Source organism: Micrococcus sp. KRD096 (assembly GCF_017168495.1).
GTDB lineage: Bacteria > Actinomycetota > Actinomycetes > Actinomycetales > Micrococcaceae > Micrococcus > Micrococcus luteus.
The window spans coordinates 4212-29380 of the sequence record NZ_JABFAY010000022.1 but is presented as its reverse complement, the minus strand read 5'-3'; the positions used below and the strand labels follow the sequence as shown (position 1 = coordinate 29380).

Sequence of the window (25169 nt, the reverse complement as noted above, 5' to 3'; positions counted from 1 at the left end):
CCCGCTGCCGCGAGCCCCTCACGCAAGAACCGGGCACCGTGATGGGCACGGAGGTGATGCCGGCCCTGGCCTGATTCTCATGCCTCGAAGACGGTTACACCACTTCCAGGGACTTGACCGGGCCATGTCCTCGGTGTCGATCACCGATGGTTTCCGGAGGGGGAAGGAGGCGGCGAAGCTGGCCAGCAGGGATCTCGCCTGGTCGTCGGCCTCCCAGAGCGGGAGCACGAAGGGTTCGAAGCGGTTCTCCAACTGGTCATCGGAGCGCACCGCCAGGTAGGCCTCGCGGGTGCCGACCCCGACCAGCGGGATGCGCAGTTCGTTGCCCAGAAACCGCAGTAGGTTCAGGAACTCCCGACGGGTGTCCCCGCGACCGGCCAGCACGTTGTGCAGCTCATCAACGACCAGCATCCGCGCCCCGACCTCGCGCAGCAGGGACAAGGCGAGGCGTTCGAGCTCCACCAGACGAGGCCGGGGCCGCAGGGGTGCGCCCAGGACGGACAGGATCGCGGTGTAGAACCGCAAGGGTGATGGTTCCGAGGGCATCTGCACGCACACCACCGGGACCTGCTCCCGGTCCGGTTCGGAGCTGGGCGGGTGCTGCCGGCGGAAGCGCTCGATGATCATCGACTTGCCGTTGTTTGTCGGGCCCACCAGTAGCAGGTTGGGCATGCGCTGCTTCGCCGGCCAGCCGAGCATGGTCTCCAGACGCTCGACGGCCTCGACCGCCTTCGGGTAGCCGATCCAGCGGTCCGCGCGGATCCGCTGGACCCGCTCGGCCGCCGGCAATCGCGCCACCGGCTGCGCGGCCGGGTGCAAGTGGGACAGCTCCAGCGGCTCGTACTCGTTGGCATTCACCATTGCTCGATCTCCCCGAACCGGGCCACCACATCCAAGTCCGTTGGTACGACCGGTGGTTCCGGCACCGGGGGCGTCGGCCTCGTAGTGGTCGTCCCGGTCTGGGTGCGGCGTTGCCTCTCGCGGCGGGTGCGCTTGGTGGTCTTCTGGGCGGTCTCGGAGATGGTGCGCATCTGCTCGATCATCCGGAACAGGCCCGACTCGTCGACTTCGGTGGCCCCACGCTCGCGCAGCCGGGCCAGAGCCTGCCGGTGCTCCCACACGCTGACCGCCGGGTTCGACAACGCCCGATACGGGACCTCGATGTACGCGGTGCCCTCGGGGTCCAGCACCCAGATGCGGCTGATATCGCGCGGATCCCGCCGGATGAGGAACCGCTCCAGGGCCTCGCGGCGTGCGATCCACGGCTTGCGCGCATTGGCGAAATAGTGGACATGGTCTAGAACAAACCCGGTGCGCGTGAGCTTGCGGCGGAACACGGGCAGAAAGTCCACTAAGAACGCCGTTGGGTTGGCCGTCGTCATCGGGGTACTGGTCGCTGCGACCGACTCGACCCACCGTCCGGCCGGGGTCTGGCCCAGCGTGGAGTGCACCGTGCCGTGGTAGGTCGCCACAGCCAACACCAGCCACCGCTCCAACTCGGCAATCGTCAGTGCGGCCATCTTCTCGGCGTCGTACGCTCCACGCTCGACTGGGTTCGAAAACGTGGTCCCCGGCAGCTCGTGGATCTGTCGCATGGCCGTGCCGATGACCCGCTCGACGATCCCGCCGTAATGCGGCCGGCCCAGCGGGCGGTAGTCGAGGCTGATACCGTGCTGGTCGCACCCGCGGGTGAGCGCTTCGCTCTTGAACTCCCGAGCATTGTCCACATACAGGACCTTCGGCTTGCCACTCATCGGCCAGGCCGCGTCGATTCCGAGCCGCTCCAGCCAGGGCCGCTTGTCACCGGCCGCATGGGCCAGGCACAACCCCACCGACACCGCCGAGGGCGGCTCCAAGGTCACCACCATTCCAACCAGACACCGACTGCACACGTCGATGGCCACCGTCAGATACGGCCGTCCGATCGGCTGACGGTCACGGTCATCGACCACGATCAGATCCATGACCGTGTGATCGATCTGCACCTGGTCCAGGATCGACTCGACTACCGGAACCTCGTCCCCGGCCGATTGCAACGGCCGGACGCTCTCGGCCCCCTCGCGCCGCCGGCCCACCTCGACCGGATTCATCCGAGCGATCCGCGCGGCCACCGTGTTCCGTGCCGGAGCCGGCAGCCCCTACACGGCGCAGGCCCGCGTGATCTCCCGATGCAGGGAGGCAATGCTGCGCTTCTGCCGGGTCAAGTACCGCTGGCGCACCAGCTCACGGATGATCTGCTCCACTGGCTCCGTCAGCCGGCCCCCACCCTTGCCACCATCCGATCGCCGGGGGACAAGATCAGTGACCAGGCCCGAGCCCCGCCGGTACCGCTCCAGCAGCACGTACACCCGGCGCCGGGAGATCCCCAGCTCCATCGCGGCTTCGTCGACGGCAGCCAGTCCCACTGGATCGTGCTCGGCCAGGCGACCGATCACCCCGGCCCGCAACCGGGCCTGCTCCCACTCACGCTCGGGCACCGCAAGCACGCCCGGTCCAGCCATCTCATCCTGGTCGCCGTCCACGCCCGCCTCCTCATAGAGAACAGGACTACTGAGCAGATGCGACGCTAGTGCACAGGACTACTGAACGACCAGGGCTCGGGAGTCGACGACACCACCCCCGAGAGGACGGGCCCGAGAGCGCAGTCGACTTCTGAAAATGACTCGAGGACTGAGCTCGCTCGACGTACGGTGAAGGATCCCCTTACGGGCATGCGATCTGGGCTGACGCCTGTGACCGAGTGTTCAGTTCGCACTGTATAGTTCAGTCCATGATGACTATTGCTTCGCGTCTCGACGTGATGAACCGCCTGGGTCGTGCACTGGCCGACCCCACTCGATCCCGGATCATCTTGACCCTGCTCGACCATCCCGCTTACCCGGCGGAACTGGCCCGAGATCTGGACCTAACACGCCCGAACGTGTCCAACCACCTGGCATGCCTGCGCGATTGCGGGATCGTCGTCTCCGAGCCCGAGGGTCGTCGGACACGATATGAGATCGCCGATTCGCACCTGGCGCAGGCGCTGACGGCACTGGTCGATGCCACCCTGGCAGTGGACGAAGACGCCCCGTGCATCGATCCCGCCTGCTCGCTTCCCGGATGCGACGCAGCTGGGGAGGGCGCATGAGCCTCACCTCGGTCTTGCAGGCGATGGGCCTGTTCGCAGCGACCAACATCGACGACATCATCGTGCTGGCGGGACGGGGCACCGTGGACGACGACGGCGCCCCGCGGCCGGCGGCGACGCGTGCGGCGCACTCGAGGCCCGCCTCGAGGTCCGCCTGCAGGTCGGCCACGTCCTCGATGCCGACGGAGAGCCGGACCAGGTCCGTGGGGACGGCCAGGGGCGTGCCCCGCACGGAGGCGTGGGTCATCTCGGAGGAGTAGCAGAGCAGCGATTCGACCCCGCCGAGGCTGACCGAGAGCGCGAACAGCTCGGTGGCCTCGGCGAAGGCGCGGGCCGCGGCCTCTCCCCCGGCCAACCGGATGGAGACGATCCCGCCGAAGCCGTCCATCTGCCGCGCGGCGAGTGCATGGCCCGGGTGGTCGGGCAGCCCGGGGTAGAAGACCTGGGCGACCTCGGGGCGGCCCTGCAGCCAGTCCGCGAGCGCGGCGGCGTTGGCGCCGTGCCGGTCCATGCGCAGGCCGAGCGTCTTGAGGCCGCGGGCGGCGAGGTAGGAGTCCTGCGGGCCGGCGACCGCACCGGCGGCGAACTGCTGGTAGGCCACCGCCTCGGCCAGCGCCCGGCCGCGGAACTCGCGGTCGGCCACCACCACGGCGCCGCCGAGCACGTCCGAGTGCCCGCCGATGTACTTGGTGGTGGAGTGCACCACCACGTCCGCGCCGAGGTCGAGGGGCCGCTGGAGGTAGGGCGAAGCGAACGTGTTGTCCACGACCAGCAGCGCGCCGGCGTCGTGGGCGATCTGCGCCCAGGCGGCCAGGTCCGCGATGCCGAGCAGCGGGTTGGAGGGCGTCTCCACCCACAGCAGCGCGGTGCGGCCGGGACGGACGGCCGCGGCGACCGCCGTCGGGTCGGTGATGTCCACGGGGGTGTTGGACACGCCCCACGGCTCGAGGACGGTGGTGATGAGGCGGTGGGTGCCGCCGTAGCCGTCGCCGCCCAGCACGATGTGGTCGCCGGGGCGCAGCACGGCCCGCAGAAGGGCGTCCTCGGCGGCGAGCCCGGAGGCGAACGCGAACGCCCGGTCGCCGTGCTCGAGGGCGGCGAGCTGGGTCTCGAAGCCGTTCCGGGTCGGGTTGGAGCCGCGGCTGTACTCGTGCCCGGCGCGCAGCACGTTGATGCCGTCCTGCACGAAGGTGCTGGTCTGGTAGATCGGCGGCACCACGGCGCCGGTCAGCGGGTCGGGCTCCTGGCCGGCGTGCACGGCGGTGGTGGTGAAGCCGCGGACGGCGGGACGGGAGACGGAGCGGGTGGTCTGGTGGACGGCGGTCATCTCAGCGCACCTCCTGGGTGACGGCGGCGGTCTCGGGGACGGCGGGTGTGGCGGCAGGGACGGCCGGCCCGGCGGCGGACACCGCGGCCAGGGCATGGTCCAGATCCGCGATCAGGTCGTCGGGACACTCCAGCCCGATGGAGAGCCGGACGGTGGTCTCGGCGATCCCGGCGGCCTCGCGCTGCTGCCGCGTCAGGCGGCAGTGCGTCATGGTCGCCGGGTGGGAGACGAGGGACCGGGCGTCGCCGACGTTGACCACCAGCTGGAACAGCTCGAGCGCGTCGAGGAACGGGGCCACGGCCTCGGGGCCGCAGGCCAGGTCGAAGGAGAACACCGAGCCGACGCCGTCCGGGAAGTCGCGGGCGGCCAGCGCCGCGCTGGGATGTCCGGCCACGCCGGGGTGGTGCACCCGCGCGACCGCGGGGTGCCCGGCCAGGTGTTCGGCCACGGCCAGGGCGGTGGCGGTGTGGCGGGCCACGCGCAGGTCGAGCGTCTCGAGCCCCTGGATGAACTGCGCCGCGCTCGCGGGGGCGAGGGTGGGGCCGAGGTCGTGCAGGAACTTGCTGCGGGCCAGCGTCAGGTAGGCGCCACGGCCGTGCCGCTCGACCAGCGTCTGCCCGCCGTAGCGGGCCTTGGGCCGGGCCAGCTGCGGCCACCGGTCCGGCGCCGCGCCGTAGTCGAACGTGCCGCCGTCCACGATCGCGCCGCCGAGCACCGCGCCGTGCCCGCCGAGGAACTTGGTGGCCGAGTGCACGACGACGTCGGCGCCGTGCTCCAGCGGCCGGTAGAGGGCCGGCGTCGCGAGGGTGCTGTCCACCACCACGGGCACACCGGCCGCGTGGGCGAGGTCCGCGAGCGCCGGCAGGTCCGGGAGGGTGGCAAGCGGGTTGGTGATGGCCTCGAGGAAGAACGCGCGCGTGTCGGGCCGGACCGCGGCGGCCCACGCGGGCGGGTCCGCCGGGTCCGCGAAGGTGACCTCGATGCCGAAGTCCGCGAACGTGTCCGTCAGCAGGTCGACGGTGCCCCCGTAGAGCTGGCTGGAGGCGACCAGGTGCTTGTCGCCCTGCAGCAGCGCCAGCAGGGACAGCGCGACGGCGGCCTGGCCGGTGGCCGTGGCGATCGCGCCGATGCCGCCCTCCAGTGCGGCGAGGCGGTTCTCGAACACCGCGACGGTCGGGTTGCCCGTGCGGCTGTAGGTGAAGCCGGGGGTCTCGAGCCGGAACATCGATGCCGCCGTGGCGTGGTCCGGGAAACGGAACGCCGTGGTCTGGTGGATGGGCGGGACGACCGGCCGGTGGGGTGCGGCGGGCTCGTAGCCGGCGTGGACTTGCTGTGTGGCGTGACGGGGCATCTGCTCTCCTCCATCGGTCCTGGCGGTAGCACCGGGCCTGCCGTTCCCGGGGGTCCGGGTCCGGCGGGCGGGTTGCTGCGGCGTCGTCGAGCCAGATCTCTCGGCCGCTCTGGATGGGTGGTGAGCCCATCCCACGCGGTGGGCCGCCGCGAGTCCAGCGGGCGGCCGGCTCGCGCGTCACATGAGCCGCCACCGCGCCATCCAGGACCGGCCGGAGCCTCTCCGGGGCGCGGCGGGCCGTGGCAGACCCGTGTGACGGACCGGCGTGGAGGGGGGGTGTGTCAGACTCCCGGGCATGACGCAGAGCACACCGGGCGGACCGGCCACGGGCCTGCCCGACTTCCGTCCCTCGGGCAACCAGGGCGTGGACCCGGCGCTGTACGAGATAGAGAACGCGGCCATGGACCGTGAGGGCGCCCTCTGGGCGGCGCTGCAGGAGGCGGCGCCTTGGGCCGGGCGGACGCTGCTCGACCTCGGTGCGGGCACCGGCTTCTGGCTGCCCCGCTACGCCGACGCGGCCGAGACGATCGCCGTCGAGCCGGACGTGCGCCTGCTGGGGGCCGCCCGCGCCCGCCCCGGCGGGGCGCGCGTGCTGTACGGCTCGGCCGAGCAGATCCCGCTGCCGGAGGCGAGCGTCGACGTCGTGCATGCCCGGTTCGCGTACTTCTTCCCGCACCCGCGCTGGGACGTCCGACCCGGCCTGGACGAGGTCGCCCGGGTGCTGCGGCCCGGCGGCGCGCTCGTGGTGATCGACAACGACACCGAGCGCGGCCAGTTCGCCGAGCTGCTGCGGGCGAGCACGAACGCCCCGGCGCAGGGCCAGGACACGTACGCCCGCGAGTGGTGGGCCGGCGTCGGGGCCCAGACCCGCGAGGTCATGAGCTCGTGGACCTTCGACTCCCGCGCCGACCTTGAGGCCGTCCTGCGGCTGGAGTTCGAGCGAGGGGTCGCCGACGCGTGGCTCGCCGAGCACCCCGCAGCAACGTCACTGAGCTACGGCTACCTGCTCCACGTGTGGCGGTGAGCACGGACCCGCGTCGCCAGACGCCTGCCCCCCGCACCCCTGACACTGGGACGCCCCCGCCGCCGGAAGGACGGGCGCGGTGGCTGGTCGCCTCCAACGCCCTCGACGCGGGTGGCCGGTCTGCCACGGACGTCGCCCTGGATGTCCTGGCGGTGCTCCTGCTCGGCGTGGGCGCCGACGGCATGGGCGTGCTGATGACGCTCTCCGGGTTGGGATTCCTCCTGCTCGGCGTGCCCATCGGCATCGTGGTGGACCGACACCTCAGCCCGCGGCTGCTCGCGGCCACCGGCCTCGCCAAGGCGGCGGTGCTCGGCTCGCTCGTCGTGGCGTGGGCGCTCGACGCGCTCACGTTCGGTCACCTCGCCGCCGTCATGGCCCTGCTGGGCGTGCTCACGGTGCTGGCCGAGACCACCCAGACCGCGCTCGTGCCGCGCGTCGTGCCGGCCACCGCCGTCGCCCGCCTGACGGCGCGGCTCGAGTCCGCCGACGCCGCCCTTGTGTTGATCGTGCCCGCCGCGGCGGGCGTCCTCGTCGGGTCGCTGGGCGCGGGACCCGTGCTCGGCACCGCGACGGCGTTCCTCTTCGCGGCGGCGATCGTCGCGCTCCGGGTGCGGTTGCGGCCCTCCGCCGCGGCGGACGTTCCGGACGACGACGGGGACCCCGGCGTCGCGGACGTCCTGTCCCGCTGGGCCCGGTTCGGGAAGGACGCCGCGGAGGGGTGGACGGTCCTGCGGCGCACCCCGGTCCTGTGGCTGCTGACGATGGGGTCGGTGGCCGCCAACGTGGGCATGGCCCTCTTCGCCCCGGTCGAGGCGGTCTGGATCCTGACCGACCTGCGGCTCGGGCCGGAGTTCCTGGGCGTCCAGATCACCGCGGGCGCGGTCGGGGCACTGGCGGCCTCGTCCCTGGCGGGCCGGGCCATCGACCGCCTGGGCGAGCGCCGGTGCATCCTCCTCGGCTCGGTCGGCTGCGCCGTGGCCGTGGGGCTGCACCTGCTGGCCTACGTCGACCGCGCTCATGCCGGGCCGTGGCTGCTGGCCGGCGCGGCCCTCTGGGGGTTCATGGTCCTGCTCGGGAACATCACCCAGGCCGCCGTGACCGCCCGCGCCTGCCCCGAGGGCACGCTCGGGCGGGTCACCGCGATGCGCCGCACCCTCACCCGGGGCTCCGTGCCGCTGGCGACCCTCGCGGGAGGTGCGCTCGGGGCGACGCTCGGGGTCGGCTGGGCGCTCGCGGGGTGGCAGGTCCTGGCGGTGGTCTCGCTGGCCGCCGTCGTGCCGGCCGCGCGACATCTCGGGCCGAGGACGGCTGAGCGCTGAATCCGCGCGACCGATGCTCCTTGCGCGGGCCGTCCGGAATAAGGACGACCCGCGTAGAGAACGTCGGCCCGGCGCGGGACCACCCCGCCGCGCGTCCAGCCCGGCACCCGGCTGGCCCCGCTCAGCCTTCCTGCGTGATGCGCAGGGTGCGCAGGCGGCGGTAGAGCGTCGCCCGGCTCACCCCGAGCGCGGCGGCGGCCCGCACCTTATTGCCGCCGGCCGACTCCAATGCGTCGATGATCGCCTCCCGCTCGGCCCGTTCGAGGCCCAGGAGGGGGACAGTCCCTTCCCCACGGTGTGATGCGGGCAGCTCAGCCACCGTCACACGGCCGCCCCCAGCCCTCCGCCCAACACGGCCCACGACGTACTCCAGCTCGACCAGGTTGCCCGGCCAGTGCTGCTGCGCCAGGACGCGCACGGCCTCCGGGGAGAACATCGGCGCCGAGGCGCCGTGCACCTGGGCCGCCATAGCCGCCAGCAACGCCGGGAACTCGGCGAGCCGACGGCGCAGCGGCGAGAGCTGGACGCGATGCTCCGTCAACGCGAGCACGGCCGAGACATCGGTCGTCGGCTGCACCTGGGCGGTCATGACAATCCGGCACCGCCCCTGTCGGAGGGCTCGTCTCAGTCCTGGCAAGAGCCGAGGTTCCAGCGCGTCGACGTCGTCAACCACCACCGGCGGGCCGGGCCGCCGCACGAGGGCCTCGAGCCCCCGTAGCCAGGTCGTGTCCTCGGGGGTCTGGGCGCGGCCGACCTCGAGTATGACGGCGTCGGGGCCAGCGATCCTCCGGGCGGCCGCCGTGCGGCCGGAGCCGGGCTCCCCGATCACGCTCACCGAGCCCCGTGCCTCGCGGGCCGCTTCGACGGCCGGAGCCCAGGTCCCGCGCCCCGCCCCCGGCGTGGGACGCGGCGTGGTTTCCGTCGCGGCCCTCTCCAACCGCATCAGGGTCATGCCAGACGCCTCGGACACGTCCGCGACGCTGAAGCCCCCCGCCACGCCCACATCGCCACCGTCGAGCTCCCCCCGCCGCGCTCGCACCGCCAGGGCGCAGCTCCGATCCGTCGAGACACCGCACCAACCGCTCCGCCGCGGCATTCAGGAGGATCGACTCCTCACCCACGCCCACCACGGCACTACCCCGGCCCCGGGTGAGGCGGCGGAACTCCGTCAGAAGCCGCAACTCGTCTGCGTACGTGGCCGCGCCTAGCGCCTGCTCAATCTGTCGTCCGAGGTGCCGGGCCAGGCCCTCCACGAGCGTCGGCGTCGCCCCGGCGAACGTCACCACGCTGAGCGCCCCATGGACGCGCCCGACGCCCGGATGCGCGAGGGGCACCCCGAAGCAGGAGAAGGCCCGGAACGCGTCGAGATAGTGCTCCTCCCCGTCGACGGCGACGCCTCGGCCCAGCTCAAGGGCGGCGCCGATCCCGTTGAACCCCGCCGCCTCCTCGGCCCTGTCTCTTATAGGGCGGGGGCATGGGGACCCCCGCCGGCGGCTCGGACGAGTAGGAGAACTCGCCCTTGCCGTCCGGGGTGGGGCCTGCAGCCCACGAACCCTCCGCAGTGGCCTGACCGTCAGAGAACTCGTAGTGCGTGTACGAGTGCTCCGTGGCCTCCTTCTTCTGCGGGAAGTTGCTCGGCACCGGCATCTCCTCCAGGCCGTCCTCCTGCAGCTCCTTCACAGCCGCCGCCCACTGGTTCTGGTGCATCGTGTCCCGGGCCAGCAAGAAGGAGAGCAGCTCCCGGATGCCCGGGTCATCGGTCATGTGATAGAGCCGGGCCACCTGGGTCCGCCCCTGCATCTCCGCGTTGAGGTTGGCGGTCATGTCGGCCAACAGGTTGCCGCTGGCCGTGACATACGCTGCGGTCCACGGATTCCCCATGCTGTCCACGGGCCGGGCGCCGGCGCCGGCGACGATGGCCTGCTGCAGGTCGGTGCCCCCGATGACGGCGGCCACGGCCGGGTCATCCTGGATGGCGTCGGTGGTGATCCCCACCGGGGCCTTCTCCAGCAGCTGGGCCACCATGGTGGCCAGCATCTCGACGTGACCGAACTCCTCGGCCGCCGTGCTGAAGAGCAAGTCCCGGTACTTGCCCGGAATGTGGGCGTTCCAGGCCTGGAAGCTGTACTGCATGGCCACAGTGATCTCGCCGTACTGCCCGCCGATCACCTCCTGCAGCTTGCGGGCGTAGACCGCGTCAGGCTTCTCAGGACTGGAGACGTGCTGAAGCTTCTGCTTGTGGATGTACAAGAGAGGACTCCCCTCGATCAAGTCGGATGCGTGAAGGCCCGAGGGGCCGCCGCGCCGAACAGCATCGACGCTACGCGGGCCTGACCGACCCGCGTAGAGCTGACCCACGCCAGAAGTGCATCGGTCCCCATCAGCGCCATGGACGCCAGCCCCACTCTGGGGGATGAGCGCTTTCGCCATCCTTCACCTGCGGATGCGGCGGGTAGGTGACTCTCAGAGGCACGCGGCTCAAACGGTCGTTTGTGGCCCACCGAATGTTTGCCACAACTCTCGACACCTCACGAGAGTGCTGCGCCCTTCCCCAGCGCTTTGCGGCCTACCAGCTGTGGGGCCGAGGACGCCCAGACTGCGCCCGAAAGGGCCGGCGTCTGCGGCTGAGCGGCCCCCCATACTGATCCCATGCCCTGTGACGAGTACACGCCCCGCGACCCCACGCTGGCGTCGTGGGACCACGGCGTTGCCGAACTTCGCGTCAATGGTGAGCTACGGGCCTACCTCGTCTGCGTCGTCGGCCGGATCGGTCTGCGAGATCCCGGCCAGCCGTGGCCCTGGTTTGTCGTCGTTTGGCCAGACGGACAGAAAGACCCCGCGCAGGAGGACTACGGCCCGGGGTGGTTGACCGTGCGGGAACTGGACGGAGGGACATTCACCAACCGGCGGAGCGCGCAATCTGTCATTTTTCGCGCGAGGGGGTTCGCGTCAGTTGACCATCCGTTCATCCCCATCCCTCTCGCCCGGGCGCATATGCGCTATTAGCGTCGAGGGATGGAGATTCTCTGTCCCTTCTGCGAAGTCGCCGCGATGCAGCCGCCCGCCAACGTCGTCGCCGAGAGCCCTCTCGCCCTCGCCATACTGGACCTTCATCCGGTCGCGGACGGTCATTGCCTCGTCATCCCCCGCCGCCACGTGGCCACTCTGGCCAGTCTTCGCGCCGAGGAAGGCGCAGAGATGTTCGCCCTCGCCACCCGCGTGTCCAGAGTCGTTCGACAAACCCTCGCACCGGCGGTAAACCTGCATCTATCTGACGGCTCGGAAGCCGAGCAAGACATCCCCCATGTCCACCTGCACGTGATCCCCCGCCACCGCGACGACGATGTGGCGATCCACCTGCCTCCGTCGCCAAATCCAAAGGACCTGGAATCCACGGCGACAGCGTTACGCACCGAGATGCGCACGCGGAGCATCTAGGACGATCCGGCAATATCGGTTGTTTGTGGCTGGCCCAATCCCCGCCACCGAAACGAACTGCCAGCGCGTGCATTGCTTGGACATGCATAGGTCACTCATGTTCCGACCGGCTCGACTCATTCCGAGAGCAGGTGTGCGCTGTTATCGTTCTGACCATGTTCACTCTGTGACGGCGATCACTGTGAGTAGCCAGCCATCACGAGAGGAACCCCTGTGTCTACTGACCTGCTGACCCTTCACCTGCCGCCGACCCACTCCGCTGACCACGCCCCTGGAAGCCTCGAGCTCCGAGGACTGGACGCGGGGACGGCCGATGACCTGGCCCGGTGCTACCTCGCCGCCTACCCACCGGGCGTCGCCGCCTCCGACCTGGCCGAAGCGCGGGAGGAGATGGAGGCGACCTTCCGCGGCGACTACGGGGAGCTGCGCGCCGACGCGAGCGCCTCGGCGTGGGTGGACGGCCGCCTGGCCGGGGCGATCATGGTGGTCACCCACTCGATCTGGGACGCGGACCTCGCGGGGCCGTTCATCATTGACCTCTTCACCGATCCCGCCGCGCGCGGGAAGGGGGTCGGGCGCGCCCTGGTGCAGCACGCCGTCGACGTCTGCTCCGCCGCCGGCGACCCCGCCCTGAGTCTGCGCTTCGGCGAGGGCACCTCCGAGGCGGCCATGGGGATCTACCAGAAACTTGGATTCCAGCCCGTCGATTAGGCAGATTCGGTCGTTAGTGACGAGGGGCCCTGCCATGCGCCGTGTGCGCCACCTCCGGCCCTGCCCCCCGCCGCACGGCCCGCCACAACCAACCCGCCAGAGCGGCAGCCGCCCGTACGTTTCGGGCGATCCCCGGGACCCGCGGGGGCGCCCACCTGGACACCCAGTGTCACCCCGGCCGGATCCCGCCCGATATGCGAAGAGTTCCCCGCGCGTCGTGGGGAACTTTGCCTGCATCTCGACAGCAAAGGCCCTTGCCCACCGATCCGCGTCGTGACATAGTTCACCCCATGATGCAGCAGAAGTGACCCCGTGGGTCCGACGACCCACCACCGGCCCTCCCCGCGCGCCCGTCTCGAGCACGGCTCGACGGGTGCCTCTGCGCCCACCCCTTTCTGCAGAAAGCAGTCACCGCATGCCTGACATCATCGAATTTCCCCTGCCCGCCTCGTCGGACGACCCCCACTGGCGGGCCTACTGCCGCCTCGGAGACGAGTACAACCACGAGCTGATCGGCACGACCGAGTGGGACGAGACCCCCACGGACGCGCTCATCCAGGCCGCCGCCGAGACCGACCACACGCTGCGCCGCTACCTGGCGTACGTCGACGGCGAGGCGGTCGGCTACGCCCGTGTCCTGATCAACCACGTCGACGACCCTGACGCGGCCGCCCTCAACGTCTACGTCCACCCGCGGCACCGCGGACGCGGCCACGGCCGGGCACTGGCCGAGCGGCTCGTCCTGGACACCGCCGGCCTCACCCGTTTCGAGACCTGGCCGCTGACGCCGCCGCCGGTGGCCGGGCAACGGGCGCTCACCCCGCCCAACGGCGCCGGCGCGGTGCCCGCCGAGCATCCGGGTGTGCGTCTCGCCCAGTCCTACGGCTTCGCGCTCGCCCAGATCGAGCGGGTGAGCCGGTATGACTTCGCCGATCCGGGGATCGACCCCGCCGTCGCCCTGGCCGAGGCCGAACGCGTCTCGTCGGACTACGAGCTCCACGCCTGGGAGGGCGCGGCCGACGCGTCCCTGCAGGACGACCTCGCCGTCCTCAAGGCCCGCATGGCCACGGACGTGCCCTCCGGGGAACGCACCGTGGTGGAGCAGGTCTGGGATGCAGCCCGCGTGCGTCGCATGGACGAGCAGATCCTGACGACCGGGCGGCTCTTCCGCGCGGTGGCGCGGCACCGTGCCACCGGCCGGATCGTCGCCCTGAGCGAGCTGGTGGCGCCCCGCTCGCGCCCGGACGGGCTCATCGACCAGTGGGACACCATCGTGCTGCCCGAGCACCGCGGCCACCGCCTCGGCATGCGCGTGAAGGCGGCGAACCTCATCGCCGTGCGCGACGCGCTGCCCGGGGCCCGCGCGATCATCACGTGGAACGCCGAGGAGAACCGGCACATGCTCGACGTCAACGAGGCGCTGGGCTTCCGGCCCGTGCTGGCCGAGGCGTCCATGGAAGCGCCGGCACCGCTGCGACGTCGCTGACGGCCCGCGACCCGCGGCGCCGCCTCACCCCCGCTCGAGCGTCCGCTGGGCCGCCTCCCGCACCGCCCGCGTGAGCCGCACCAGGCGCGTCACGGGCAGTGTGGCCGCCTGCCAGTACAGGGGCACGAGGACGTCGTCGAGCCCGGGCACGCGGACCAGCCGGCCGGCGCGCACGTCCTCGACGGCCTGGGCGTCCACGAGCATCCCCCACCCCAGGCCGGCCCGGACGGACCGGTGGAACCCGTCGAACGACGGCGCCAGGTGCGTGGGCGGGGCGACGTCCAGCCCGGCGCCGCTCAGCGCGAGGCGCTGCAGGTCGTCCTTCGCGTTGTAGCGCATCATGGGCATCGCGCCGAGGTCGACGACGTCGCCCGCCGCGTGCCGGGCGAGCAGGGCGGGCGAGGCGAGCGGGACGTAGCGCATGCTCCCCAGCGGCTCCGCCGCGCACCCCTGCACCGGCTGCGGCTCCGTGGTGACGGCGGCCAGCACCTCGCCGCGCCGGAGCAGCACCTGGCCCACCTCCCGCTCCAGGGCGCGGATGCGCTGGCTGACCGCCGAGGCGCTGACGCCGAGCTCGTACGCGGCCGCCTCGAACGAGCCCTCGTCCGCGATCGCACGCAGCGCCTGCAGCTGATCAAGGTTCATGAAGCAGAGCTTAGGCACCTGCAGTTCTCTTCGTTTGGCTCAGGCCCGGCCGGGCCCTAGCGTCCTCACCCATGTGGACCCTCGCCGGCACCGGCCTGCTCACCGGACTCGCCCTCATCGTCGCCATCGGCGCCCAGAACGCCTTCGTGCTCCGCCAGGGCGTGCGCCGGGAGCATGTGGGCGCCGTCGTGCTGGTGTGCATGGCCTCGGACGCCGTGCTGATCCTGGCCGGGACCGCCGGGGTGGGTGCGCTCGTGCAGGCCGTGCCGTGGCTGCTCGAGGTGCTGCGCTGGGGCGGTGCCCTGTACCTGCTCTGGTTCGCGGTCTCCTCCCTGCGTGCCGCGCTGCGCCCGCAGGGGCTCGTGGCCGAGCAGGCGCCGCGCACCGCGGGTTCGGTCATCGCCACCACGCTCGCGCTGACCTGGCTCAACCCGCACGTCTACCTGGACACCGTGGTGCTGCTGGGCAGCCTCGCCAACCAGCACGGTCCCGACGCGCGGTGGGTCTTCGCCGCCGGCGCCGTCGCCGCCTCGGTCCTGTGGTTCACCGCGCTCGGCTACGGCGCGCGCCTGCTGGCCCGGGTGCTCGCCGACCCGAAGGCGTGGCGCGTGGTGGACGTGGTGATCGCGGTGGTCATGGCGGTGCTCGCGGTCCGGCTCATCGCCGGTTCCGGCGTGTGGGGATGAGTCGGTAGACGCCGGAGCGCGCCTCCGGCACGAGCCACTACCCGCGCTCACCCCGGAGGTCGGCGCGAGCCTGACGCAACGCCTCGCGGTAGGACTCCGCCTTCTGGTCGTAGAGCCCCGCAGACGAGGCCTCCCCGACGAGGTCGCTCAGCGAGGCGCGCCGCTCCCCACGCTTTCGCCGCTGATAGGACACGACGTCTTGGAGCCGGATGCGTCGGTGCCGACCACCGGTCGTCCTCTCGTACGGCAACGCGCCCTCCTCGAGCAGCCTCACCAGCGTGGGACGACTGATGCCGAGGAAGTTCGCCGCCTCCTGCGTCGTGAGCAGCTGGTCGACGGGCGCCACCGTGATCGCCTTGCCCACCCGCATCGCCTCGACGACGTCCCGCAGGACGTTGAAAGCCTCTGGCGGCAGGGGGACCTTCTGCCCATCAGGGCCGACCAGGGCGGCCGGCTGCGTCAGGCCGTCGAGGAACCTGCCGACGTCGAGCATCTCCTCGAGGTCCGTCGGCGGCAGCACCGTGTGCTTGTCATTCACCGTCGCAGTCATGGAACAAGACTACCCGCGAAAACGAAAAATTCGCAGACCCCTCCCGCCTCCGCTTCCCCGCCCCGGGACACTGTGTCAGCCGCGCGCGTAGGCGAGCGACTCCTCGATGATCCCGACGACGACGGCCAGCTCTGCCTCGTCCCGCGGACCGTAGAGCATCCACTCCGTGCCGAAGTCCGCGTAGCCATGCGGTTCGAGCCATCCGAGCTCGGCCAGACGGACGCCGCGCTCGGGCGCCAGGACGAGGTGCACTGACGTGTCGTCCACCCCATGCAGGTGCACCGGCTCCCAGCGCCGGCCTGGTGAGAGGTTGACCTCCGGGGTGCGCTCCTCCGGCCGGCCTGTCAGGTGGAGGGCGCGCGACGTTGCTGGCGAGACGGTGCTGTGGCCCTCCTCGACGCCGTCGAGGGCGAACACCGCAGCGACCAGACGGCCCCACAGCTCCGGCGATGATCGCTGATCAAGCTGTCGGTGGGGCCCCTCGGTCGACGTCGCGGGACGACTGCCCGGCCGGGGATCGTCAGCGGTGAGCCGGACACGGGGGCTCGCATCAGGATCCATGCAGACGATCCTGACGCGGGGCCCCGCCGGCCAGGCAAGGCCATCAGGCCCCCCTCACTCCCCGCCCAGCTCCTCCCGGAGGATCCGCGCGCCGGCCACGAGCGCCGCCGTCTTGTCCCGCGCCACCGAGCGAGCCAGCGGCGCCATGCCGCAGTTGGTGCTCGCGATCAGCTTGTCCGCGTCCACGAACTCGAGGGTCTCCCGGAGGGTCGCCGCGACCTCCTCGGGCGTCTCGATCTCGTCGCTCGCCACGTCGATCGCGCCGACCATCACCTTCTTGCCGCGCAGCAGGCCGATGAGCTCCGCCGGCACCCGGGAGTGGTGCCGCTCCAGGGCGATCGTGTCGATCGTGGACTCGCGCAGCAGGGGGAACGACGTCTCGTACTGGCGCCACTCCTCCCCGAGCGTGGCCTTCCAGTCGTTGTTCGCCTTGATCCCGTAGCCGTAGCAGATGTGCACGGCCGTCTCACACGTCAGGCCCTCGGCCGCACGCTCGAGCGTCGCCACGCCCCAGTCGCGGACGTCGTCGAAGAACACGTTGAACGCGGGCTCGTCGAACTGCACGACGTCGACGCCCACCGCCGCCAGCTCCCGCGCCTCCTCGTTGAGGATGCGCGCGAACTCCCACGCGAGCTTCTCGCGGCTGCCGTAGTGGCGGTCGGCGAGGGTGTCGATCATGGTCATCGGCCCGGGCAGGGTCCACTTGATGGGCCGGTCCGTCCGCGCGCGCAGGGCCTTCGCGTCGTCCACGAACACCGGCGCCGGTCGGCCCACCTCCCCGACGACGGTCGGCACGCTCGCGTCGTACCGGTCGCGGATCCGCACCGTCTCACGCCGGTCGAAGTCCACGCCGCCGAGGTGCTCGATGAACGTGGTGACGAAGTGCTGGCGGGTCTGCTCGCCGTCGCAGACGATGTCGATGCCCGCACGCTCCTGATCGGCCACGGCGAGGGCGAGCGCGTCGAGCTTGCCCTCGCGCAGCTGCTCCCCCTCGAGCTTCCAGGGCGACCAGAGCGTCTCCTCCTCGGCGAGCCAGCCGGGCTTCGGCAGGCTGCCGACGAGGGCGGTGGGGATCAGGGTGGTCATCGGGTCTCCTCGTTGTCTCGTGCGGCGTGGGCGGCGGCCCAGCGCTCCAGCAGGTCGCGGTGCGGGCCCACGAAGTGCTCCTGCGTGTACTCCCCCTGCTCCCGGCCGAGGCGGGCCCGCTCCTCGCGGTCGTAGGCGATCCGGGTCTGCGAGAAGTCGCCGTGGTCCAGGCGCGGCCGGTACACCTCGCCGGCCCCGGCGTTCGCGTTGTAGATCTCCGGCCGGTAGATCCGCTGGAAGGTCTCCATGGTGGCGATCAGCCCGGCCAGGGAGAGGTTCGCGTGGTCGTTGAGCAGGTCGCCCCGCGAGTAGAACGCCAGCGGCGCCACGGCCCCGCGCGGCAGGAAGCACCGGATCCCCAGGCCCATCCGGCCGAAGTAGCGGTCCGTGCGGGAGGCTTCGTCCTGGCGGTATTCGACCCCGAGCACCGGGTGCTCGTTCGTCAGCCGCCGGTAGGTGCGGCTCGTGGACACGCTGATGCAGATCACGGGCGGCTGCGGGAACCGATCCCGGTACGCCTGCGAGTCGAGCAGGTGCCGGAACAGCCGCCCGTGCAGGTCGCCGAAGCCGTCGGGCTCCTCGGTCCCCGGCGACGTCGCCGCGTGCGCGGGCAGCACCACGGAGAAGTCGTGGTCGCGGACGTAGGAGGAGAAGTTGTTCCCCACACTGCGGCCGAGCACGGCGCCCGTCGCGCGCTCGACCACCCGCACGTCGAGCATCTCCATGAGCGGGAAGTCGACGTCTGCGCCGTCGTCGGCGGTGAAGTGCACGTCGATCGAGACGATCTCGATCCGTGCCGTGTAGCGGTCCCGCTCCGGGTTGTCCCAGGGGGCGAGGTCGTTGAGGCGCCCGTCGATCATGGCCAGGGCGGCGCGCAGGTTCTCCCGCCGGTCCGCGCCGCGGGCGAGGTTCGCGAAGTTCGTGGTGGCGCGCGTGCTGGCGGCGGGCGTGTAGTCCTCGTCGAACGGCGTGGTGTGGATGCTGAACGTCAGGTCGTCCACGCGGGTGGGCACGGTGCTCGGGACAAGGGTGGCGTGGCTCATCGGGTCCTCTCCGGAGTGCGGGCGCGGGTGGTGCGGTGGTGGGCCCCACATCCAGCCCCCGCCGCCGAATCTGCTCCCCCAACGCCGATTTCCATGGCCCCACGAGGCGGATCAGTCGTCCGCTGCGGTCGGAGGCAAAGAGGAAGAGGTCAAGGCCGGCGAAATCACGCGCCACGTCGGCCAGGGTGGTGGCGACCGCATGGTCGAGTGCCGCCGCGCGTGCCCGCACGTCGAGAGTGGCAGTGGTCAGCGTGTCGTCTGCGCGCACCCCGTGCAACCGGGACCGCCGCCAGCCGGATTCCGTCTCGAGGCGATTCGACACCATGACGGTTATGCCCGCCCGTGCGGCCACTCTGAGATGCACATCACGGTCGAGAAGCCTAGGCCGCCCGTCCGCACATCACCAGGACCCCCGCCGTCAGGATGGGCCACCGCCGCCGCGGGTGTCGCAGAACTGCACACCCCGCCCCTACGGCACCGGTCATAGCCTGACTCTGCCACATGTGATCTAGGTCATATTCAGGCGACAGGAATCGACCCTAGTGAATGGAGAACGATTATGCGCGCAGCGCTCGCAATGAAGGTCGGGGGCAAGTTCGAGATCCATGATGTGGTGATCGACGACCCGGTGGGGCGGGAGGTCTTGGTGGACGTGAAGGCCTCCGGCCTGTGCCACTCGGACCTGCACCTCATCGACCACGACTTCGGCCTGCCCCTGCCCGCCGCCGGAGGGCATGAGATCTCCGGTGTCGTCGCCGCGGTCGGCCCCAGCGTGACAAGCCTGAAGCCGGGCGACCGCGTCGTCGCCTGTCTGATCGCCTACTGCGGGGCCTGCGCGCGGTGTCTCGCGGGCCAGACCACCCTGTGCCTGAATCAGGAGGCTGTGGTGCGGGGGCCGGAGGAGAAGCCACGCCTCACACTTCAGGACGGCACGCCCGTCGCCCAGTCCGTCAACGTGGGCGGATTCGCCGAGCAGGTACTCGTCCATGAGAACCAGCTAGCCGTTGTCAACGAGGACATCCCCTTCCCGCAGGCCGCGCTCATCGGTTGCTCGGTCGTCACCGGTGCTGGCGCGGCCATCAACACGGCCCACGTACGGCCCGGTGACACGGTGGCCGTCGTGGGCGTCGGTGGCATCGGCCTCAATGCCGTGAGCGGTGCCCGTCTATGCGGCGCCAAGCGCGTGATCGCGATCGACCTGGACGACTCCAAGCTTGAGGCGGCCCGCCGGTTCGGCGCCACCGACGTGGTCAACTCGGGCTCCGGGGACGCCGTCGAGGCGGTCCTCGGGATCACGGGCACCGGAGTGGACCACGCGTTCGAGGCCATCGGGTTGCCAGTGACCCAGCAACTCGCCCAGGACGTTCTCGGACCTGGCGGAACCGCGTACCTGATCGGCATTGCCCCGCCCGGGACCACGGCCCAGTTCGGCGCCTCGCTCGATTCGCTGTTCGCACAGCGACGCCTGCAGGCGGTGGCCATGGGCTCCTCCAACATCCAGCGCGACATCCCGCTGTACGCCGACCTGTACGTCCAGGGACGTATGGATCTGGACCACATGGTCTCCCAGGAGATCTCCCTCGATGAGATCAATACCGGGTACGAGCGGCTCCTCAACGGCGAGGTGATCCGTTCCGTCATCACCTCGTTCTGATGCCCCACTCCCCATCTCACGACTCCTAGGACGCACCATGACTGAGACATCGAACTCCCCTATGACCGCGCGAGTACGCGCCTTCCTGGACCGCCCCCACCGCCTCCTGATCGGCGGTGAATGGGTCGACGCGGCGTCCGGGAAGACCTTCGAGACCCGGGATCCTGCCACCGGCGAGGTGCTCGCCACGGTGGCGCACGCCGAGCAGGCCGACATCGACGCCGCCGTCGCCGCGGCCCGTGCCGCCTTCGACGAGGGCTCATGGGTGCGGATGCGGCCGAATGTACGCGAGGACCTGCTGTGGCGGATCTCCAACCTGATCACCGAACGCCTCGAGGACTTCGCGCTCCTGGAGTCCCTCGACCAGGGCAAAGGCGTGGGCATCGCCAGCGCCTTTGACGTCCGCGCCGCTGCGGACTGCTTCCGTTACTACGCGGGCTGGCCCTCGAAGCTGCAGGGGGCCGTCAATGCTCCATCCATGCTGCTGGCCCCGCCCGAGGCCGAGTTTCACTCCTACACACGGCGCGAGCCCGTGGGCGTGTGCGGTCAGATCATCCCATGGAACTTCCCGCTGTTGATGGCGGCCTGGAAGATCGCCCCCGCACTGGCCACGGGCAACACCGTGGTCCTCAAGCCCGCGGAGCAGACGCCGCTGACAGCACTGATGCTGGGCGAACTGTTGACGGAGGCAGGCGTGCCGGCTGGCGTCGTCAACATCGTCACCGGCCACGGCGACGCCGGTGCTGCGCTCACCGCCCACCCTGACGTGGACAAGGTCGCGTTCACCGGCTCCACCGAGGTGGGCAAGAAGATCGTGGGGGCGGCGGCCGAAAACTTGAAGAAGGTGTCGCTCGAGCTGGGAGGCAAGTCCCCCAACATCGTGTTCGCGGATGCCAACATCGACGCCGCCGTGGACGGGGCGCTCATGGGATTCACCCTGAACTCGGGTCAGGCCTGCGAGTCCGGCACGCGCGTGTTCGTGCACGCCGACGTCTACGACCGGTTCAACGAGGCCCTCGCCGCGAAGATGCGCCAGATGAGCATCGGTCCGGGCACCGAGGACGCCGCCATCACCCCGCTGGTCTCCCAGGAGCAGCTGGACCGGGTGATGGGCTTCGTTGAGGAGGGCAAGCGGGACGGTGCCGTCGCTCTGACGGGCGGGCAGCGGCACGGCGACGCCGGCTTCTACGTGGAGCCCACCCTCTTCACGGAGACCACCCCGGAGATGTCCATTGTCCGCGAGGAGATCTTCGGCCCGGTGGCCGTCTCCGTGAAGTTCACCGACGAGGACGAAGTGATCCGCGCCGCGAACGATTCGGTATACGGCCTCGCCGCCGCCCTGTGGACCCGGGACGTCTCCCGTGCCCACCGCGTGGCCGCACGGCTCAAGGCCGGCACGGTGTGGGTCAATACCTTCCATGCCCTGGACTCGCAGCTGCCGTTCGGTGGCTTTCGGCAGTCCGGCTGGGGCCGGGAGCTGGGCGCGGAGAGCTTGGAGCTGTACACCCAGGTGAAGTCCGTGACCATCGCACTCTGACAGACGAACGCCAGTCGGTCAGCCGCCGCGGGTGGGATCCTGCGGCGGCTGACCGACATCGGTGGTCATTCACAGGGGCGCCTGCCGCATCCGCCCGTCGCGGCAGGGCTGAGGGCAAGGCCCTGCATTTCAGCGACGCAATCCGGCGCTACGACGCCGGCTCCACGACGCTGACTTCAACCGCGCCTGGATCTTCCTGTGTCTGATCCGAAGATCGGGCCGGTCACGCTTTTCGCATTCGCCTCTCAGCCACCGGTACGGCCACCGCAAGCGGGAGCGCCGCAAGTCTCGGTCCCATCCGTGGCCTCGTGCCCACCGCACGGCTGATCCCCCGCCACCGGATGGGCGGCGAGGGATCAGCCACTGATCGAGGCGGTGCGCTCGGGGTCGGCTGGGCGCTCGCGGGGTGGCAGGTCCTGGCGGTGGTCTCGCTGGCCGCCGTCGTGCCGGCCGCGCGGTGGGTGGATGCGGGGCGCGACGACGTCGACTGAGGCCGAGACGCTGACGCGGACACCGAGGTCGCTTAGTGTGTGGCCATGGTCACTCGCCCCGTGCTCCAGCAGCCGGTGATCGACGCCGTCGACATCCGTTCCGTCGCGGAGTTCTACCGCGAGCTCCTCGGCCTCCACTACCGCGCGGGCGACGAGCTCGCGGACGGTCGCGAGCCGGACAGCGCGGACTGGCTCGTGCTGCTGGACGACGACGGCCGCCGCGTCCTGACATTCCAGCGCACCGACGAACTGAAGCCCAGCACGTGGCCGTCACCCGAGGTGCCGATGCAGCTGCACCTGGATTTCACCGTGCCGGACCGCGATTCCCTCGACGCGGCCCACGACCACGCCCTGCGCCTGGGCGGGCGCCTCGTCCAGGACCGCTCCGACGACGAGGACGAGCCCCTGTACGTGTTCGCGGACCCGGCCGGCCACCCCTTCTGCGTCTTCGTGGGGTGAGCGCGGCAGACCGCGGGGGTGGTTTCACGCACATGTCGAAGACAAAGAAGCCGGTTCAGTGCCGTCGGTAAGGTCGTCGGGTGATCCCGCAACCCACCGATCGACTCACGTTCCGGTGCATGACCGACGCTGACCTCGACGACATGTGCAGGCTCCGCGGAGACGCGGAGGTCATGCGCTACTACCCGCGGGCCAAGTCGCGCAACGAGGTGCAGCGGTGGACCCGACCCGGACGCGGCCGATCCGATGGGCCCGATGCCCCACGACCCCTCCTGGGCCGGCGGCGGGGACGACTCCCTGCTCCAGCGCGCCGCCGAGACCGCCCGCGACCTGCTGCCCGGCAAGGACTGACCCGGGGGCCTCCGGCAGGAGGACCAGGGGTGGCCGTGTCGGCCTGACCCTTGGTTGACTTGCGACGACGTCGGCCCACCCCACCCCGGGCGCCGTCGGACAGGGGGCGCTCACCCGGCGCCCCTCCCACCACGCCTGAGGAGGGCACCCATGGCTGATCAGCAGATCCCCGAGACGAAGAACTCCGACGCCCCCGGCGACCAGGACCAGGCCGCGCAGCAGGCGCCCGCCGAGGTCGACGGCCTCGCGGCCAAGGCCGAGCAGTCCGAGAAGGAGACCGAGGAGAACGACGAGGGCGGCTACGGCCACTGACCGACCACCTCGTCCCACCGACGACGCCCCGGGTGCCGCGCGCATCCGGGGCGTCGTCGCGCCCGGGGGGGCGTCAAGGTCGGCATCCGATGCCCCATCCCCTTGCACCCGCCGGCAGTCGATGACTGAGTGTCACTCAGAGGTATATCCCTCAATGATTCTCGGGGAGTGGCGGGACCCCGATGATCCGCATCTCCACACCACGTTGAAGAAGCTCAGGGATGCCGGGTTCATCGAGGAGTTCGACGGCGACGACGCCCGACGCGTCCATCGCCTCACCCCCGGGGACGCGGCGTCCTGATGAGCGACATCGAGCGCCGGCGCGGAATCCTGGCGATGGCCGACCAGATCATGGAGAAGACATGAGCACCACACGCATGAGCAGTGGGCCGGCCTTCACCCCGGAGAAGGACCTCGCGAGGTTCGAAGACACGGCCCGCCGCGGCCAGCGGCTGACCGGGTTCTCCCTGGCCGCCCACGGCTGGCGCTTCGAGGATGCCGAGCCCGAGGACGTCGTCTTCGACATGTCCTACGAGACCGACCCCGACGACCACCACTTCGACCTCTTCCGGGCCGCCGGCTGGACGCCCGCGCTCACCTACGGCCACATCCGCCTCTTCAATGCCGCCCCCGGTACCACCCCCGTCCACACCGGCACGGAGTCACGACTCGAGGAGGCGCTCGGCAATCGCGCCCTGTTCCTGCGGTACACCGCAGTGACGATCGCCGCCGCGCTCCTGGTGGTGCTGGCGATGGCGGCCGCCGACTGGCCTCTTGCGGCGGTGCTCGCCACCGTCGCGGGCCTCTACGTCCTCTCCTTCACGGACCTCGAATGGCGAGGACTCATCGGCTGGGGGCTCTTGCTGCTGGGTCTGGCGTTCCACATCGTCCGGTTCGGGCTGAAGCCCCCGTCGGACCCGGACCGGCGCCGATGACCACCGCGCCGGCCGAGGCGACGCGCACCGCCGTCGTCGAGCCGCCGCCCGGCTACGCGGTGCTGGGGTGGGCGTTGGTGTTCGTCACGGCGCTCCCCTTGGTCCTCTTGCTCGTGCTGGATCCGGCCCTACGGTCGGCGGGCATCCTCGTGATCGCCGCGGTGAGCCTCGGGCTGGTCGTGTGGCTGAGCCAGGTGGCGTTCCTACGCGCCCGCATCGAGCTCGCGGCGGACCCCGCCGCCGGCGTACTCCGCCTCCGGGCCCCGCTGTACTCCCGCGAGCTGCCCCTGGACTCACTGGCCACGGTGGAGGTCCAGGACGACGTCGGGCCGGGCGGCGCCTACATCAACTGGCCAGTGACGGGGCGGGCCCGCTCCCGCCGCGGCGTGCGGCTGGACCTCGGCGGCCCCGCCGGGCTGGTCCTCACCACCCACGACGGACAGCGGTTCACTGTGGTGACCCCGGATCCAGAGACCGCCGCGGAGCTGCAGGCGACGGTGACCCAGGCGACGTCGGGCGGCGACGTCCGGAATCGACTGCAGAAGTGACCCCTCTGACGCCCGCTGACACCCCCAGAAGGGTCACTTCCGCAGTCGATTCTCAGGTGTGCGCGCGACGCCCGTCCGTCGCACCCGCCCCCGCCCGCCGCATCGGCACGTGCGGGATGCCGTCCTCGAGGAACTCCGGCCCGTCCGGCGCGTAGCCCCAGCGGGCGTACCAGTGCGCCAGGTGGGCCTGGGCGTCCAGCACGCTCGGCCGCCCGCCGATCCGGGCGACCGCCTCGTCCAGCAGCGCCCCGGCCAGGGCCCGGCCCCGCGCGTCGGGGTGGGTGACGACGCGACCGATGCGGGCGACGTCGCCGTCGTCCAGCAGCCGCAGCGTGGCGACGGGCGTGCCCGCCTCGTCCTCGACCCACAGGTGGACGGTGGCCGGCTCGAGGTCGCGGCCGTCCAGGTCCAGGTAGGGGCAGTCCTGCTCGACGACGAACACCAGCGACCGCAGCTGCCAGAGGCGGTAGGCCGTCGTCCGGTCGAGCTCGTCGAAGCCCGCGGCATGGACGGCAGGGGCGGGGC

Annotated in this window: 25 protein-coding genes and 4 pseudogenes; 17 read left to right on the top strand and 12 right to left on the bottom strand. The window is 71.1% G+C overall.

The features are described 5' to 3' along the window. Positions 1-18: 18 nt before the first annotated feature. On the bottom strand, positions 19-861 hold the full coding sequence (locus J1M41_RS10960; RefSeq protein WP_342214107.1) for a TniB family NTP-binding protein: 843 nt from the start codon (positions 859-861) through the stop codon (positions 19-21). Then, positions 855-2501 (bottom strand): annotated as a pseudogene (locus J1M41_RS10955) (DDE-type integrase/transposase/recombinase). Before J1M41_RS10955 ends, J1M41_RS10960 begins: the two are co-directional and overlap by 7 nt. 269 nt (positions 2502-2770) lie before the next feature. Here J1M41_RS10955 and J1M41_RS10950 point away from each other — a divergent pair. Both J1M41_RS10950 and J1M41_RS10945 read left to right on the top strand, forming a co-directional pair. After that, positions 2771-3130, top strand: a complete 360-nt coding sequence (locus tag J1M41_RS10950) for a helix-turn-helix transcriptional regulator (RefSeq protein ID WP_017488126.1) — start codon at positions 2771-2773, stop codon at positions 3128-3130. Beyond that, positions 3127-3198, top strand: a pseudogene (locus tag J1M41_RS10945) (cadmium transporter); the annotation flags it as partial. The gene J1M41_RS10950 and the pseudogene J1M41_RS10945, both read left to right, overlap by 4 nt. On the opposite strand, the pseudogene J1M41_RS10940 reads toward J1M41_RS10945, so the two are convergent. Further along, positions 3198-4457 (bottom strand): annotated as a pseudogene (locus J1M41_RS10940) (cystathionine gamma-synthase); the annotation flags it as partial. The pseudogenes J1M41_RS10945 and J1M41_RS10940 overlap by 1 nt on opposite strands. Before the next feature lies 1 nt (position 4458). Beyond that, the gene (locus J1M41_RS10935) at positions 4459-5808 is read right to left on the bottom strand and encodes an O-acetylhomoserine aminocarboxypropyltransferase/cysteine synthase family protein (protein WP_129867059.1); all 1350 of its coding nucleotides are present in this window, start codon (positions 5806-5808) and stop codon (positions 4459-4461) included. 295 nt (positions 5809-6103) lie between these two features. On the opposite strand from J1M41_RS10935, the gene J1M41_RS10930 reads away from it, so the two are divergent. Together J1M41_RS10930 and J1M41_RS10925 are read left to right on the top strand one after the other, a co-directional pair. Beyond that, positions 6104-6832: a class I SAM-dependent methyltransferase gene (locus tag J1M41_RS10930; protein ID WP_044659273.1), complete on the top strand. Its 729-nt coding sequence runs from the start codon at positions 6104-6106 to the stop codon at positions 6830-6832. Next, positions 6829-8151 carry an MFS transporter gene (locus J1M41_RS10925; protein ID WP_260855986.1) on the top strand — a complete coding sequence of 441 codons (1323 nt, stop codon included), beginning with the start codon at positions 6829-6831 and terminating at the stop codon, positions 8149-8151. The genes J1M41_RS10930 and J1M41_RS10925 overlap by 4 nt, the downstream gene beginning before the upstream one ends. 121 nt (positions 8152-8272) lie before the next feature. Here the strand turns inward: J1M41_RS10925 and J1M41_RS10920 are convergent, their stop codons facing one another. Both J1M41_RS10920 and J1M41_RS10915 read right to left on the bottom strand, forming a co-directional pair. Continuing rightward, a complete protein-coding gene (locus J1M41_RS10920) occupies positions 8273-8740 on the bottom strand; it encodes a helix-turn-helix domain-containing protein (protein WP_170721099.1) in 468 nt (155 codons plus the stop codon). Between the two features lie 818 nt (positions 8741-9558). Beyond that, the gene (locus J1M41_RS10915) at positions 9559-10401 is read right to left on the bottom strand and encodes a manganese catalase family protein (protein ID WP_206451748.1); all 843 of its coding nucleotides are present in this window, start codon (positions 10399-10401) and stop codon (positions 9559-9561) included. A 765-nt stretch (positions 10402-11166) separates the two neighbouring features. Between J1M41_RS10915 and J1M41_RS10910 the strand changes: the two genes are divergently transcribed. The 3 genes from J1M41_RS10910 (at position 11167) to J1M41_RS10900 (ending at position 13786) form a co-directional block, all read left to right on the top strand. After that, a complete protein-coding gene (locus J1M41_RS10910; protein ID WP_141844180.1) occupies positions 11167-11589 on the top strand; it encodes an HIT family protein in 423 nt (140 codons plus the stop codon). A 213-nt stretch (positions 11590-11802) separates the two neighbouring features. After that, positions 11803-12300 carry a GNAT family N-acetyltransferase gene (locus J1M41_RS12330; RefSeq protein WP_141844178.1) on the top strand — a complete coding sequence of 166 codons (498 nt, stop codon included), beginning with the start codon at positions 11803-11805 and terminating at the stop codon, positions 12298-12300. Between the two features lie 415 nt (positions 12301-12715). Continuing rightward, positions 12716-13786 carry a GNAT family N-acetyltransferase gene (locus J1M41_RS10900; protein ID WP_206451747.1) on the top strand — a complete coding sequence of 357 codons (1071 nt, stop codon included), beginning with the start codon at positions 12716-12718 and terminating at the stop codon, positions 13784-13786. Positions 13787-13810: 24 nt separating this feature from the next. Here the strand turns inward: J1M41_RS10900 and J1M41_RS10895 are convergent, their stop codons facing one another. Next, complete coding sequence (locus tag J1M41_RS10895; RefSeq protein WP_041103377.1) at positions 13811-14431, bottom strand: LysR family transcriptional regulator; 621 nt, start codon at positions 14429-14431, stop codon at positions 13811-13813. 71 nt (positions 14432-14502) lie between these two features. Between J1M41_RS10895 and lysE the strand changes: the two genes are divergently transcribed. Beyond that, positions 14503-15117, top strand: coding sequence for an L-lysine exporter (gene lysE / locus J1M41_RS10890; RefSeq protein WP_036314948.1), 615 nt, complete (start codon positions 14503-14505; stop codon positions 15115-15117). A gap of 37 nt (positions 15118-15154) precedes the next feature. Here the strand turns inward: lysE and J1M41_RS10885 are convergent, their stop codons facing one another. From J1M41_RS10885 to J1M41_RS10870, 4 genes are all read right to left on the bottom strand, one after another. Continuing rightward, complete coding sequence (locus tag J1M41_RS10885; protein WP_044659266.1) at positions 15155-15667, bottom strand: helix-turn-helix domain-containing protein; 513 nt, start codon at positions 15665-15667, stop codon at positions 15155-15157. Between the two features lie 75 nt (positions 15668-15742). Beyond that, entirely contained in the window at positions 15743-16084 is a 342-nt protein-coding gene (locus J1M41_RS10880) for a luciferase family protein (protein WP_036314941.1), read from the bottom strand. A gap of 198 nt (positions 16085-16282) precedes the next feature. Continuing rightward, a complete protein-coding gene (locus J1M41_RS10875) occupies positions 16283-17314 on the bottom strand; it encodes a methionine synthase (protein ID WP_036314939.1) in 1032 nt (343 codons plus the stop codon). Continuing rightward, positions 17311-18357, bottom strand: a complete 1047-nt coding sequence (locus J1M41_RS10870) for a putative oxygenase MesX (protein ID WP_044659267.1) — start codon at positions 18355-18357, stop codon at positions 17311-17313. The genes J1M41_RS10875 and J1M41_RS10870 overlap by 4 nt, the downstream gene beginning before the upstream one ends. Positions 18358-18916: 559 nt before the next feature. Between J1M41_RS10870 and J1M41_RS10865 the strand changes: the two genes are divergently transcribed. The 9 genes and pseudogenes from J1M41_RS10865 to J1M41_RS12130 all read left to right on the top strand — a co-directional run bounded on the left by J1M41_RS10865 (position 18917) and on the right by J1M41_RS12130 (position 24644). Next, positions 18917-20011 (top strand): alcohol dehydrogenase catalytic domain-containing protein, encoded by a 1095-nt coding sequence (locus tag J1M41_RS10865; RefSeq protein WP_020626558.1) that lies wholly within the window; start codon positions 18917-18919, stop codon positions 20009-20011. 37 nt (positions 20012-20048) lie between these two features. Next, the gene (locus J1M41_RS10860; RefSeq protein WP_036314923.1) at positions 20049-21548 is read left to right on the top strand and encodes an aldehyde dehydrogenase family protein; all 1500 of its coding nucleotides are present in this window, start codon (positions 20049-20051) and stop codon (positions 21546-21548) included. A 308-nt stretch (positions 21549-21856) separates the two neighbouring features. After that, a complete protein-coding gene (locus J1M41_RS10855) occupies positions 21857-22039 on the top strand; it encodes a hypothetical protein (RefSeq protein ID WP_020626556.1) in 183 nt (60 codons plus the stop codon). A gap of 45 nt (positions 22040-22084) precedes the next feature. Continuing rightward, positions 22085-22498 (top strand): VOC family protein, encoded by a 414-nt coding sequence (locus J1M41_RS10850; RefSeq protein ID WP_036314920.1) that lies wholly within the window; start codon positions 22085-22087, stop codon positions 22496-22498. Between the two features lie 80 nt (positions 22499-22578). Beyond that, a pseudogene (locus J1M41_RS12270) lies at positions 22579-22713 on the top strand (GNAT family N-acetyltransferase); the annotation flags it as partial. A gap of 286 nt (positions 22714-22999) precedes the next feature. Beyond that, positions 23000-23161 (top strand): hypothetical protein, encoded by a 162-nt coding sequence (locus J1M41_RS10840; RefSeq protein ID WP_153239435.1) that lies wholly within the window; start codon positions 23000-23002, stop codon positions 23159-23161. Positions 23162-23282: 121 nt separating this feature from the next. Further along, positions 23283-23462, top strand: coding sequence for a hypothetical protein (locus J1M41_RS10835; protein WP_206451746.1), 180 nt, complete (start codon positions 23283-23285; stop codon positions 23460-23462). A 61-nt stretch (positions 23463-23523) separates the two neighbouring features. Further along, on the top strand, positions 23524-24096 hold the full coding sequence (locus J1M41_RS10830; protein ID WP_206451745.1) for a DUF2812 domain-containing protein: 573 nt from the start codon (positions 23524-23526) through the stop codon (positions 24094-24096). Further along, complete coding sequence (locus J1M41_RS12130; RefSeq protein ID WP_241247952.1) at positions 24093-24644, top strand: hypothetical protein; 552 nt, start codon at positions 24093-24095, stop codon at positions 24642-24644. Before J1M41_RS10830 ends, J1M41_RS12130 begins: the two co-directional genes overlap by 4 nt. A gap of 52 nt (positions 24645-24696) precedes the next feature. Here the strand turns inward: J1M41_RS12130 and J1M41_RS10820 are convergent. Next, on the bottom strand, positions 24697-25169 hold a 473-nt coding region (locus tag J1M41_RS10820), incomplete at its 5' end, for a GNAT family N-acetyltransferase (protein ID WP_206451744.1).